This is a genomic window from Chryseobacterium sp. PTM-20240506 (genome assembly GCF_048296755.1).
Lineage (GTDB): Bacteria > Bacteroidota > Bacteroidia > Flavobacteriales > Weeksellaceae > Chryseobacterium > Chryseobacterium proteolyticum.
The window spans coordinates 1,428,352-1,441,893 of the sequence record NZ_CP182581.1 but is presented as its reverse complement, the minus strand read 5'-3'; the positions used below and the strand labels follow the sequence as shown (position 1 = coordinate 1,441,893).

At 35.8% G+C, this 13,542-nt stretch carries 8 protein-coding genes and 1 tRNA gene; 4 read left to right on the top strand and 5 right to left on the bottom strand.

Features of this window, described 5'->3' with window-relative positions:
• Positions 1–10: 10 nt before the first annotated feature.
• Both ACNFU2_RS06375 and ACNFU2_RS06370 read right to left on the bottom strand, forming a co-directional pair.
• Positions 11–1,180, bottom strand: a complete 1,170-nt coding sequence (locus ACNFU2_RS06375) for a tyrosine-type recombinase/integrase (protein ID WP_418124206.1) — start codon at positions 1,178–1,180, stop codon at positions 11–13.
• Between the two features lie 181 nt (positions 1,181–1,361).
• A tRNA-Arg gene (locus ACNFU2_RS06370) sits at positions 1,362–1,435 on the bottom strand.
• Between the two features lie 59 nt (positions 1,436–1,494).
• On the opposite strand from ACNFU2_RS06370, the gene ACNFU2_RS06365 reads away from it, so the two are divergent.
• From ACNFU2_RS06365 to ACNFU2_RS06355, 3 genes are read left to right on the top strand one after another with little or no spacing between them, the layout of a single operon-like run.
• Positions 1,495–2,541, top strand: a complete 1,047-nt coding sequence (locus tag ACNFU2_RS06365; protein WP_418124204.1) for an ABC transporter substrate-binding protein — start codon at positions 1,495–1,497, stop codon at positions 2,539–2,541.
• Between the two features lie 42 nt (positions 2,542–2,583).
• Positions 2,584–3,228, top strand: coding sequence for a monofunctional biosynthetic peptidoglycan transglycosylase (gene mtgA, locus ACNFU2_RS06360; RefSeq protein ID WP_172279005.1), 645 nt, complete (start codon positions 2,584–2,586; stop codon positions 3,226–3,228).
• A 13-nt stretch (positions 3,229–3,241) separates the two neighbouring features.
• Positions 3,242–5,272, top strand: a complete 2,031-nt coding sequence (locus ACNFU2_RS06355; RefSeq protein WP_273648379.1) for a recombinase — start codon at positions 3,242–3,244, stop codon at positions 5,270–5,272.
• Here ACNFU2_RS06355 and ACNFU2_RS06350 read toward each other — a convergent pair.
• From ACNFU2_RS06350 to ACNFU2_RS06340, 3 genes are all read right to left on the bottom strand, one after another.
• Positions 5,250–5,543 carry a hypothetical protein gene (locus ACNFU2_RS06350; RefSeq protein WP_172279002.1) on the bottom strand — a complete coding sequence of 98 codons (294 nt, stop codon included), beginning with the start codon at positions 5,541–5,543 and terminating at the stop codon, positions 5,250–5,252. The two genes, ACNFU2_RS06355 and ACNFU2_RS06350, sit on opposite strands and share 23 nt — an antisense overlap.
• 209 nt (positions 5,544–5,752) lie before the next feature.
• Positions 5,753–6,832 (bottom strand): DNA replication/repair protein RecF, encoded by a 1,080-nt coding sequence (gene recF, locus ACNFU2_RS06345; RefSeq protein WP_172279000.1) that lies wholly within the window; start codon positions 6,830–6,832, stop codon positions 5,753–5,755.
• Between the two features lie 3 nt (positions 6,833–6,835).
• On the bottom strand, positions 6,836–7,591 hold the full coding sequence (locus tag ACNFU2_RS06340) for a hypothetical protein (RefSeq protein ID WP_172278998.1): 756 nt from the start codon (positions 7,589–7,591) through the stop codon (positions 6,836–6,838).
• Between the two features lie 18 nt (positions 7,592–7,609).
• Between ACNFU2_RS06340 and ACNFU2_RS06335 the strand changes: the two genes are divergently transcribed.
• The gene (locus ACNFU2_RS06335) at positions 7,610–13,504 is read left to right on the top strand and encodes an alpha-2-macroglobulin family protein (protein WP_418124201.1); all 5,895 of its coding nucleotides are present in this window, start codon (positions 7,610–7,612) and stop codon (positions 13,502–13,504) included.
• Positions 13,505–13,542 lie beyond the last annotated feature (38 nt).

The following is a 13,542-nucleotide window of genomic DNA, read 5'->3' as shown; positions in this document are numbered from 1 at the left end:
CGTTCTATTTTTAATCAAGTAGATGTAATGTTTCCACTACTTCATCTTCAACTATATGAGCGTAGATCATAGTTACTTTAATGTTGGAATGCCCTAATAAAATCTGTAAATCTTCAATTTTGCCACCTTTTCTAAGATAATTAGTTGCAAAGGTATGTCTGGCCACATGGTTTGACAAGTGCTTTCGTATTCCTAAGAACTTCGCGACATCTTGAATTGTTTCGTTTATTGTTTTTGCTGTAATAGGATTAATAAATAGGCTTTCATCATTTTCAAGTATCTTTTTACAGGTCACATTTGTTTTGAGAATTTGCTGTTTTTTTGATTTGTGATTCCAAAAATTAAAATATTCATCGTTAAGATCTAGTCTTTTTAATTTACGTAAATCCTCTATTCTTAAGCCAGTCATACAATTGAATAAAAAATACCCTAAACTTTTTTTATGGGCCTCACTTATAAATGGAGAAAAAAGATACTCTTTCATTCTTTCTACTTCCTCAATACTTAAATTAGTTCGATGAGATCGGTGTTGTTTGATCTTTATATCTTCCACATCGATATTTATCTGGTATCCTCTTTTTTTTGCCATTTTAATATAATGCTTTACAATTTTAACATTGCTGTCTACTGTTACTTCGGCATTACCTTTATTGTATATTAAGAATCGGCGATACTTTAAAATGAATTTGTCATTAATTTCTCCAAACAATATACTTGATCTAAATTCTTTGAGCTTAGCTAGAATAACTTTTTGATTTTTGCGTGCTCCTTCTGTCATAGATTTTAAATCCATTTCGTATTCCATGAAAGGGATAAAATCAATGCTTAAATCAGGTCTTTTAATGAGCTCCACACACTTTTCAACTGTTAAAACTTGATTATTAAGTCTGAATTGGATTTCAATCTTATTAATTTGAGATCTTATTTCATTTAGCAAAAGGTTAAGGTCGTTCATTTCCGGAGGTTTTACAACCTGCCTTTTTTGATCCCATTCTGTTTTTTTTAAAAAGAGGTCAACTGGAATCCTCTTTCTTTGGCCATGGATATAGAGATTCAAATAAAGAGGATATTTTCCATCTTTATTTTTGTAGTCTGTTTTTAAGAAAAAAGAGTGTTTCATAGCTTTTATTATTTGGGCACTCCCATAAAAAGCTGATGAATAAGAAATATTTGCGATCATAGTTAAAAAATTAATTTTAACCGGCCATTTTTGTCACTGAAAAAACAATTAGTGTCAAGCTTAGTGACAAAAAAAGGAATAATAGACATAAATTATATTAATGGATCACTCCTCTATAACCGTAAATGCTTATTATTCCTGTATTTTTGCAATTTTCTTTATTAAAGACATATTGCAGTTGTGACCTCGACAGGATTCAAACCTGTAACCTTCTGAGCCGTAATCAGATGCGCTATTCAGTTGCGCCACGAGGCCATTGTATCCTTATCGTTTAAAGGTTTGCAAATATAGCACTTTTTTCTTTTCTTTGAAACATGAAACTAAGAATTTTACTACTATTTGCGTTTTGTACTCTAATTTCCTGTAAAAGAGAGCAAAAAATTTCATCCGATGATTGGACGGTTATCTCAAAAAAGCTTCAATACAAGGATGAAGCTAATATTTTACACATCAAGTCGGGGAATTATACCTATGATTTCAAAAATAATCAGGTTCCATTTAAAAAAGTGGTCCTTCTCAACGCCAGTTTGATGGGATATGTTTCAGCTTTGGATGCGGAAAATCTGGTCGTAGGGATTTCAAGTCCCGAATATATTTATTCGGAAAAAATTCAGGGATTGCTTAAAGAAGGGAAGATCCAGAATGTAGGAAGTGATCAGAAATACGATGTGGAGAAGATTATTTCCTTACAACCGGATGCCGTTTTCACCAACTATATTGCAAGCTTCGAAAATACCTATCAGTTATTAAAAAATAACGGAATTCAGGTTGTCTTTTTTGATGAGTACCTTGAGCAGAAAGCACTTGAAAAAACAGCATATCTCAAAGTGTTCGGAAAACTTTTTGGAAAAGAAAAAGAAGCAGAAGCCAAATACGCTGAAATTGAAAAGAACTATAACGAATTAAAAAAGCTTGCCTTAACCGCTAAGGATAAGCCGGTAGTCCTTGCCAATGAGATGTACGGGGATGTTTGGTATTTACCCGGAGGAAAAACGTCTGTAGCGAACTTTATTTCAGATGCCAATGCAGAATATATCCTGAAAAATAACAATGAGGAGAAAGCTGTGACCATGAGTTTTGAGGAAGTTTTCTCAAAGTCTGATAAAGTTCAGTACTGGATCAATGCAGGAAACCATACTTCAAAAAAAGAAATGCTGAATATAAATCCTTTTTACAGTAAGCTGGGGGTATTTTCGAAAGGGAAAATATACAGTATTTCGGGAAGGGAAATTAAAAAAGCGAATGACTTTTTTGAAAGTGGTGTGGTAAGATCGGATTGGGTTCTGAAAGACTATATTAAGATTTTCCATCCCGAACTTTTGCCGGGATATCAGCTTGTCTATATGAAAGAATTGCAATAACTCGGAGGATTTGTTTATTTTTGTAGTGCTTTTTTTAAAGGTATGTGGAAAAAAATAAAACAACTGTTGTTTATCATTCTGATTTTGAATGTGGTGTTCATTATATGGGGCAGATTCTTTAATCCACCCATTACAATTACTCAGATCGGAGGCCTGTTCCAGTATGGAAAATTACAAAGGGATTACATTTCCTATGATGAAATGGGTAATAATGTGAAGAAAGCGGTCATTGCTTCTGAGGATCAGAAATTTTTTACACACAACGGCTTCGATTATGTGGCTATTGAAAAAGCGATGAAACATAATGAAAAAGGAAAAAAAGTAAGAGGCGGAAGCACCATTTCCCAGCAGACGGCTAAAAATATTTTCCTCTGGCAGGGAAGAAGCTGGATCAGGAAAGGATTAGAGGCTGTCTACACCTTTATCATTGAAAAAGTATGGGGTAAGGACATTATTCTGGAAAGATACCTTAATTCCATTGAAATGGGACGTGGGGTATTTGGAGTAGAAGCTGCATCCGAATATTATTTCGGGAAGTCGTCTAAAGACCTAACAAGTTCGGAAGCGGCCTGGATAGCGGCTGTTTTGCCAAACCCTAAAGAGTATGACCCTAAAAATCCTTCAGCCTACCTGACAAGGAAACACAACTGGATTTTAAGACAAATGAGAAATGTAAGTTTGAAATAGTATCTTTGTACTAATGAAATTTTTCAATTCCAGCACAAATTTTGAAACCGTTCTTAAAAAATATTTTTCTTTTAAGAACGAAACTCTTTCCTTAGAACCGTTTGCCGAGTTTTTGGAAAGCATTAAGAGAGCTGATTTTACAGATGTCCTCAATTTTTTTAAAAGTAATCCGGATTTTACAGCCAATTTTAAACATTATATCTACAATATTTTTGAGGGGAGGCCTTTTAACCTTTCGCTTACAGAGGCAAATATCCTTTCTGAAAATGCCTTTTTACCGGAACTGAAAAAAAGAATCCTTAATAAAGTCCTTCCTCCTGTAGAAAAGGAGAAAACGGTATGGTATCTTATCGATAATATCAGCCTGAGACCAAAGAAAGATCTTGAATATCTTCACAATCTTCCTGAAAATGAAGTCAATGAGTTCCTCACTATTTTAGGGATTTCTGATTTTATTATAAAAAATAATGTTAAAAGAGAGCTTATTTTCTCTATGAATATCCTTTCCTGGCGTGTTACAGGAATGGCTATGGAGGTGGAAGTGGTGAGAATGGCTCCCGAATACAGGAATTTTGACAATCCTTTTCTAGCTTTACAAAACGAGCTGGAAAGCCTTGCTGCAGAACTGGAAGCCGAGCCCGGATTGCAGCTTCACTCAAAAGACAGCAGCTACAAGCAGATCAAGATCTACATCCAGCAATGTCATGAGTTTGTTAATATAGCTTTTAAAAACTCTTCCAAATATGGAATTTCAGGGAAGATCAATCAGTCACTTCTGAAAATCCGTCAGCAGATTGAAAGAATTAATGAAATCATCAAGCTTCTGGTCATCAATGGTGATGAAGATGTGATTATCAAATCCAAACAGCTGATGTTTAATATTCTCCGGTATAAATCCCATAAGAATAATATCGCAGAGCTTATTAATGACAGTACAAGACTGATTTCCCATCTTATTACAAATCATACGGCAGAAGCCGGATCACATTATATTACCTCCACCAGGAAAGAATATATGAAAATGTTCTATAAAGCCAGTGGTGGTGGAATTATCGTAGGAGCACTCTGTGTGTTGAAAATGTTGTATGGATATATTCCGGGAAGTGACTTTTCCCACGCATTTTTATATTCTATGAATTATGCCATGGGATTCGTTATGATCTACCTGATGGGATTTACTTTAGCAACCAAGCAGCCGGCAATGACTGCTGCAACTATGACTAAAGTACTTGCCGAAGAAGGAAACAGCAAAAGAAATAACACGGAATTTGCACATCTTGTCTCTAAACTATTCAGAAGTCAGTTTATTGCTTTTGTGGGAAATGTAGCGTTATCATTTCCGATAGCTCTGGCTATTATTTATGGGCTGGATGTTTTTTTCTCCCAAAACCTGGCTGTCGACAGATCCGACAAGCTGCTTAAAGACCTGGATCCTTTTCAGTCAAAAGCTATTTTGCATGCAAGTATTGCAGGTTTCTATCTTTTCATCTCAGGAATTATTTCGGGAAATATAGGAAACAACTCCGTATTTTACCAGATCCCTGAAAGGATCGCAAAAAATATATCCATCAGAAAATTATTCGGGGTTAAATTTGCCAAAAACCTTTCTAAATACTATGCTAAGAACTGGCCGGGAATTATATCTAATTTTTGGTTCGGGGTTTTCCTCGGTGCTACTGCTCCGGTAGGTTTATTTTTTGGTTTGGATCTGGATATCCGGCACATTACCTTTGCTGCAGGAAATCTGGCACTTGGATTATATGGAAAAGATTTCTCTGTGGATGCCTACACATTCTGGATTTCCTTCTTTACGGTATTCTTAATCGGATTCTTTAACTTCCTGGTAAGCTTCGGGCTGTCTATGTTTTTAGCGTTCCGTTCCAGAAAGCTGAATTTCGGACAGGTAAGTGAGATTTATAAAGAAATATTCAGGTATTTTTTAAGTCATCCGTTTAAGTTCTTTTTCCCTTTAAGTTCAAGGCTGGATAAACATGCGGATGACCTGATGAACAATACCATATCTACAAAATCTGAAGATCATTAAACTTCTCTTGACCAAATTTATCCTGGAATTTCTTCAGGTAAAAACTTCTCCGCATCTTAAAATCATTTTTTAAAAGAGGGGAATCTATTTTGATCACAATACATTGGTCATGAATCCCTACACTTCTGATTTCCTGAAAAAGACTTTCATCAAGATAATCTTCCAGAAAATCCTTGATTTCAAATGCGATCAATTTATCCTCAAAACCGTGTATTCTGGCAAAGGATTTAACAAGGTCAGATGATTGAAATTCTCTTTTTTTTCGTTTCATTGTTTTAGATCCGAGGTTCGGATTATGTATTAGAAATTGTGGATTAAATTTTTATTTTTTGCAGGTAATGTATGGTATATTTTCGTTTCTGTTTTCTCTAATACGTTCATGCTTGATAAAGAAAAGTGAGTTTTTATGTGTTTTTAAAAGGAGATCAAAAGCAATTTTATTCTAACCCGCATTCTGAACTTCCTACTTTGTTTCCCACATCAGATTTCAAAAATTATACTTTCCTCATTTATTTTCTTAACTACACTTTCCGTTCTTTCTCTATGGGTGTCTGTAATAAAAATCTGCCCGAAATTTTCTTTATTGACCAACTCAATAAGTTGTGCCACGCGATGGTCGTCCAGCTTATCAAAAATATCATCCAGTAAAAGAATAGGCGTTTTACCGGTAAGCTCTTTTACGAGACTCATTTGGGCAAGTTTGAGCGAAATAAGAAAGGATTTTTGCTGGCCCTGGGATCCTATTTTTTTAATCAGTGCGGCATCCATTTCGAAAAGCAGGTCATCTTTATGAATTCCTCTGGAAGTATACGTCAGCATTCTGTCTCTTTCCAGGCTTTCCTTAAGTAAATTTTCGAATGAAGATTCCAATAGATGAGATTCGTAGATTACGGATACCATTTCCTTACCTCCGGAAATAATCTGATAAAAGTTTTGAACAATAGGATTGAGTTGGGAAACGAATTCTTTTCTTTTCTCAAAAATTTTAGTTCCGTGATTATGGATAGGAGCATCATAAATCTCGAGGGAATCTTTATCGAATACTCTGTTCTTGGCAAAATACTTTAATAAGGCATTTCTTTGCTGGATGATTTTCTGATACTGGATGAGGTCAAAAAGATATCCCGAATCAGTCTGGCAGATCATAGAATCTAAAAACTTCCGGCGGCTTTCCCCTGAATCCGAAATCAGATTAGAATCATAGGGAGAGATCATTACACTTGGCAGGTAACCGATATGGTCAGACATCCGGTCATAGCTTTTATCATTTTTTTTAATGATCTTTTTAGCCTCTTTGGGCTGCGATATTTTTAAAGTATCCTCACTATCATCATTCTGAACTTCGGCATCAATGGTGAAAAAGTCTTCCTCCTTTTTTATGTTATTAAGATCGGTGTTCCCTAAGAAACTTTTTCCCACGGATAAATAGTGGAGGGCATCCAGGATGTTGGTTTTTCCCACACCATTGTTACCTACAAAACAGTTGATTTGAGGGGAGAATTCAAATTTTTTCTCAGCATGGTTCTTGAAATTGTACAGAGAAAGTTTCTTAATAATCATTTGTCAAAAATACTTCATTATTCCCAAAAATAAAAAGGGAAGTGCAGAACAGGTTTCTACCCCAAAAGAAAAATAAGCCTCATCTCTTTTGTTTTCAGAATAGTAGATCAGGATATAGGTGATTACACTGGCCAGAAAAAAAGAAACTGCGTAGGGCGGATCCAGATAAAAAGAAGCCAGCAGGCTACTTATAAAAACCAAAAGATAAGCTATGTATTTTGTATTCTGGGTACCGATCAGTTTGGGAAAGGTTTGCACCCTGTCACTTTTCATATCCCGGATGTCAAAAGGAAGGACAAGTGCCGTAATAAAAAAGAAGCTGATCAGAAATATGGAAAGGCTGAATTCCGGTAATGTAAGCCAGCAATTTACCAGTGCCCACACCAGTCCCACATAAAAGACCTTCAGTAAGGGGATTTTTCTTATGTAAACGTCCAGAAAAAAGCTATTATATAACAATCCGAGGACGACTATGATAAACCATTTGATTAATCTTATTTCATTGTGATTATGGATGATGAGAAATGCACAAATTACGCCGGCTATAGCATTTAAAATTAATATTTTAAAGAAATGCTTAGTGTATTGATACTTAGTATAAAGATAACCACTGAAATACGTGATAAAAATTAAGAAAACGGAAGGGAAACGGAATGTGTTTTGCTCTTTCATGAAAAATACTGCAAAAAGAGTTCCCATTACGGAGACATAAATTTGACTGTCTATGACATATTTTTTCAGTATTTTTAAGAAATTCATTTATCAAAAATAACATTTATGAAAAGATTTTCCAAGGTTTTTATGCTTTTGCTTTTAATGCTGAATTTCTCAGCAGTTTTTGCACAGAAATACTACGACGATCAGTGGAAAAAAATTGCTGACAACAGCCAGAAAGGAGCGTACAAATCGAATCTTCCCATTGTTTTAGACATACAAAAACAAGCTATGAAAGAAAATAATACACTGCAGCTGATCAGATCCCTCAAAGCAGAATTTAGTATTGTAAATCAAACGACTGACGATGATCAGAATAATTCCGCTTCTAAATTCTTCGGTAAGCTTCAGGATACACAAAAGCAGCTGAAAGGTGATGAAAGGGTGGTGTATGATGTACTCTTAAGTAGTTTTTTTCAGGATTATTATAAACGGCATTCCTGGGAAATTAATGGACGGACGAACCTGAACTCTCAGGACGTTTCTCAGATTGAAACCTGGAGCAAGCTGGATTTTAAAAATTATCTGACGAAAAACTTCAAAGATCTTGACCAACAGAAAGAGCAAATGAAAAAAATCTCTTTGGATAAATATAAAAGTGCATTTTCAAATACTAAGGATATTATCTATTTTCCAACATTGTGGGATTGGTATTCTCTGAGGAAAATCAACTTTCTGGGGGATAACGAAATTTTCACAAAAAATGAGCTTGCCGAAAACAGGGTTCAGATCAATACAATTTTTGATGAATTAATTGCACAGAATAAAGGAAATGCAAAGTTGTATTTTATGCACCAGACGCTTTCTGAAAACTGTGACGCCAATCAGTGCAAAGATAAACTGGTGCAGCTTCAGAATCTTTTGAAGACTGATACCGAAGGAGATTATAAGGTATTGATCATGGAAGGGATCATGAATGAATACCTGATAAAAAAGCAAGCAAAAGAAGCTTTAGCAGTTGCTGCCCAGGCAAAAAGCCAGTATCCAAAATCTCCATTTCTTGAGAATATAAAAAATAAAGAAGATCAGATTCTTAATCCGAATCTTACTCTCAAATATGAAGAGCAAACCCAGGCCAATCTTCCTATCCACCTGGTTGCTGAATATAAAAACGTTTCAGAATTTTCATTGAATATTTACGAAGTAAAAGATGATTTTACTTCTTTCATGCAATATATCAGGAACTCATATGGAAATACATTTGGACAGGTGAAAAAAAGCCTGGTAAGAAAAGAAAGCTATCAGCTTCCGGATCCTAAAGATTACCAGATGCATAAAACCTCAGTGGAAATTCAGCCTTTACCTTCCGGTATATACGTTGCTGAGTATCTTGTTGCAGGGGCTGGCGCCAGTGATAATGATGCCAAACAGAATTTTTACTTTCTGGTTTCAAACAACAAGGTGATCTACCAGTCGAAAACAGACAGAAATCAACTTTCAAACGAATTGAAACTGGTAAACAGCGAAAACGGAAAACCTGTAGCTAATGAAAATCTTACATTCTACGAATTTGTAGCCAATAAAACTTTAAATAAAGTTGATGGAAAAACCAATGATAAAGGTGTTTTCAAATTTCCTTCAACATCAAGTAAGGATTACTACAGGACATTTTTGATACAGCAGCCAAAAACCAAAGATTATCAAATCATGCAGGTGTATGGGAATGATGATTATTCCAATTATGATCCTAATAAGCAGGTCCGTTCGAAAGCTCAGATCTTTACAGACCGTGCAATTTATAGACCCGGTCAGACAGTCTATTTTAAAGTGATCAATACAAAGGTTGATAAAGAAACGGAAGGGGTGGTATCAGGCCTGAAACAAAAAATAACGCTTGTGGATACCAATGGTCAGGAAGTCTCTGCACAAAATTTTACAACCAATGAATTCGGATCATATCATGGAAGCTTTATTTTACCGAAAGGACAACTCAATGGGGTGTTCTATTTGAATACCGACGGCAATACGCAGGGATATAAAGATATAAGGGTAGAAGAATATAAGAGACCAAAATTTGAGGTAACCTTCGATCCTGTAAAGGATGAGTATAAATACGGCCAGACTATAGAACTCAAAGGAAAGGCAGCGATGTTTTCCGGTGTTGCTTTAAGCAATACTACGGTGAGTTATGAAATCAAAAAACGCAACATCCGTTGGAGATATTTCTGGTGGTATCCGGAAGGGGATGATAATGAAAATTCAATCCTGGGTGAAGCAAAAACAAATGAAAAAGGAGAGTTTGTTATCCGCCTGGACCTTAAAAAAGATGAAAAACTGGAAGGTATCCAGATCGATAATTATGAGATCAATGCTTCTGTAACGGATATTAACGGAGAAACGCAGACGGCGAATACACAATTGAAGGTAGCTTCCGTATCCCATTATATCAAGGCAGATGAGATTAATAATGCTTTTACGGATGAGAATGTAAAAGTGAAAGTAGAGACAAGAAACTATAACGAGCAGGATCTTAAAAAATCGTATCAGGTAAAGCTTTCTAAACTGGAGTCTCCGGACAGGATCTTCAGGGATAATTTCCTGAGAGAAGTTCAGAATCAGCCCAAATTGAGCAAAGAGGAATTCATTAAGAAATTTCCACATGATTTATTTGACAAAAATGATGAATTAAAGAATTGGAAAGTCGGAAAAGTGGTTCTTACCAAAACACAGGAACCATCTGGAGATCAGAAACAATTGGCAACCAATCTGGAACTGGGTAAACTGGAAACAGGGGATTACCAGCTGGAATTGTATAATATAGAAGGAAAAGATACCATAAAATCCGTACAGAATTTCAGTGTTTGGGATAAAGGAGAGTTAAAGCCCGGTCAGAAAACATTCCTAAAGGTTATCGGACCTAAAAATGAAGGGGGAAGAGGTGAAAAAGCAAAGATCTATGTGTACTCGGCTGTTCCTGATGCCATAGTCAATGTATTTGTTCAGAATGGGTCAGGAAGCACTCTTTCTGAAAGCTATAAGCTGAAAAACGGAATGCTGGAGTATTCAGCAGATATTCCTAAAGATAAAAGTGTATCTGTTTTAAATGTTCAATTTCAGATTGTTGCATTTAATGATGTGCAGACTGAATCTGTCAATTTAAAAATTAAGGACTCTGAAAAGCCTCTTAAAATAGAGACGGTGACTTTCAGAGATAAACTGGAGCCTAATGTAAAGGAGAAATGGTCTGTAAAAGTTTCAGGAAATGATAAGGAGAAGATCAATGCTGAGGTTCTGGCCAATATGTATGATATGTCTCTTGATCAGTTTGCAGCCAACAGCTTCGATTGGGAAAAATTATATATTCCGTATACCATCATAACCTCTTACGATATCAGGGAGAATCTTCTGCAAAAATATTATCAGAAGAGACTGAAATATATGAATGGTAAATATGTGGAAGTACCGGTATTTAACTGGTTTGACAATTCGCTTTATTATGATGGTGCTGTTCTTCAGAGTCTTGAAGGAAGAGCAAGTGGAATAAGAATTAGGGGTAATGCTGCTTACAGTAAAGCGTTACCTGCCCCGGCTGTTGCTGCTAAGGAAGTCGCAGCAGATGCGATGGCTGAAATAAATGAAGTCGTTGTTGTTCGTAAAGGAACAAGTAATCAAGAAGGTGGACAGTCAAAAGAATCTCTGGAAAAAGTTCCGGTTCGACAAAATTTGAATGAAACAGCATTTTTCTATCCGGATCTGAAAACGGATGCAGAAGGCAATGTGAATTTTGAATTTACTTCTCCGGAAGCGCTTACGAAATGGAAGCTTATGTTCCTGGCTCACACAAAAGATGCCAGGTCGGCGACATTGGAGAAAGAAGTAGTTACACAGAAAGAATTTTCCGTAACTCCAAATTATCCAAGATTTTTAAGAGAAGGTGATGAATTAAATCTTCAGACAAAACTTTCTAATTTAACGGATAAGCGATTAAATGGTTCTGCTGTTTTACAAATCCTGGATGCATTTACTAATGAAGACATTTCTTCAAAATTCGGATTGAATGCAGGAACCCAGAACTTTGATGTAAGTGAAAACGGAAATTCGGTTGCAACATGGAAAGTAAAGGTTCCGGATAATGTTTCATCTATTATCCTTAAAGTAGTGGCTAAAGCAGGTTCTTTCTCAGACGGGGAGCAGCAGGCAATTGCTGTTTTACCGAACAGAATGCTGGTAACAGATGCAGTCCCTGTTTTTGTAAAAGAAGGAGAGACTAAAACTTTTGTTCTGGATCATCTTAAAGATGCGAATTCAGCAACAATAACGAATGTTTCAAATACACTGGAGCTCACAACCAATCCGATCTGGGAAATTATGTTTGCCCTTCCAAGCCTGAAAAATGATCAGAACAGTTCAGCTGATGTAATCTTTAATAAATGGTTTGCTGATGTTTTGGCTTCTGAAATTTTCAAAGCAAACCCAAAGATGAAAACCATTTTTGAAGAATATCAGAACAAAGGATTATTGAATTCTAACCTTGAAAAAAATCAGGAATTAAAGCAGTTACTATTAGAGGAAACTCCATGGGTACTGGAAAGTAAAAATGAGCAGGAGCAGATGCACAAGCTTGCATTATTGTTTGATGCCAACACAATGAAAAATTCAATCAATCAGGATTGGGATGATTTCAAAAAACTGCAAAATCCGGATGGAGGCTTTTCATGGTATTCAGGGTATCCTAGCTCTTACGGAGTATCATTGTATATTCTTAAAAATCTGGGTAAAATCAATTTATGGTTAAAAGGTAATGCCAAGGATTATCAAAGTTCAACGCAAAATGAAATGGTAACCCAATTGATAAAGTATGTAGATAACGAGATCAATAAATATGTGGATACGAAAGAAAATGTTTGGAACAACTGGATTCTGGATTATCTGGACACACGTAACTATTGGGAGAAACAATATCCTCTGAAAGGAAAAGGGGCAACTTTAAAATCATTGGTCAAACAAAAAGCAAAAACTGCAAAAATCACTGATTTTACATTCTTCGGACTTCACCGGGCAGCTTTATTGATGAACGATTATGGAATGAAGGAAACTTCTGATAAGCTTATGACCTATCTTAAAGAAACTTCCACAGATACCAAAACCCAGGGAGTGTACTGGAAGCAGAATCTTAATGACTGGGGTTGGTTCAGTTCAAAAGTTGTGAACCATGCCGGTGCATTAGAAGCTTTTAATACCTTAAAACCGAACGATCAGAAGTTCATTGAAGATATGAAGATCTGGCTGGTAACACAGAAGGAAGTTAATTCATGGGGAAGCTCAAGGGGTACTTCAGAAGTGATTTTCACGATATTAAATTCAGGAAAATCATGGACCGGTGCTGAAAGTGATAAAGCAACTATTGTTTGGGGCGGAAAAGAACTGGCACCGCAAACACAGGCAACGGGGTATGTAAAGTCAACCGTGAAAACGGATGCAGTAGATAAAAGCCTGAGTACGGTTACCGTTACCAAACCGGGTCCCGGAATTGTGCAGGGAGGATTGTTCTGGCAATATTATGAAGATCTGGATAAAATAAAATCATCAGAAAATTATATCTCCGTTACCAAAGAGCTTTATAAAAAAGTGAAAACAGTAAATGGTGAAGAGCTACAGAAAATAGCTGTGGGAACACCACTGAAAGTAGGGGATAAAGTAACAGTAAGAATGATTTTAAATACCGACCGTGCGATGGAGTATATTCATATAAAAGATATGAGAGCAGCCGGATTTGAGCCCCTTAATGTATTATCCGGATATCAGTGGAAAAATAATTTAGGATATTATCAATCTACTAAAGATGCGTCCACAAATTTTTATATTCAATATATGCCGAAAGGGAAATATGTATTTGAGTATGATTATGTTGCTAATGCATCCGGAAAGTTCTCAAATGGTATTACAACGATGCAAAATTACTATGCTCCGCAGATGAATGCTCATACAAAAGGAGACAATGTTCAAATTTTGGAATGATTTTTGGCTTTAGAGAATCAGTAAAAAATAAATACAAA

What these genes read in the sequence shown, in the direction of transcription:
- ACNFU2_RS06375 (WP_418124206.1), bottom strand. Translation starts at nt 1,180, where the DNA reads ATGATCGCAAATATTTCTTATTCATCAGCTTTTTATGGGAGTGCCCAA.
- ACNFU2_RS06365 (WP_418124204.1), top strand. Translation starts at nt 1,495, where the DNA reads ATGAAACTAAGAATTTTACTACTATTTGCGTTTTGTACTCTAATTTCC.
- mtgA (WP_172279005.1), top strand. Translation starts at nt 2,584, where the DNA reads ATGTGGAAAAAAATAAAACAACTGTTGTTTATCATTCTGATTTTGAAT.
- ACNFU2_RS06355 (WP_273648379.1), top strand. Translation starts at nt 3,242, where the DNA reads ATGAAATTTTTCAATTCCAGCACAAATTTTGAAACCGTTCTTAAAAAA.
- ACNFU2_RS06350 (WP_172279002.1), bottom strand. Translation starts at nt 5,543, where the DNA reads ATGAAACGAAAAAAAAGAGAATTTCAATCATCTGACCTTGTTAAATCC.
- recF (WP_172279000.1), bottom strand. Translation starts at nt 6,832, where the DNA reads ATGATTATTAAGAAACTTTCTCTGTACAATTTCAAGAACCATGCTGAG.
- ACNFU2_RS06340 (WP_172278998.1), bottom strand. Translation starts at nt 7,591, where the DNA reads ATGAATTTCTTAAAAATACTGAAAAAATATGTCATAGACAGTCAAATT.
- ACNFU2_RS06335 (WP_418124201.1), top strand. Translation starts at nt 7,610, where the DNA reads ATGAAAAGATTTTCCAAGGTTTTTATGCTTTTGCTTTTAATGCTGAAT.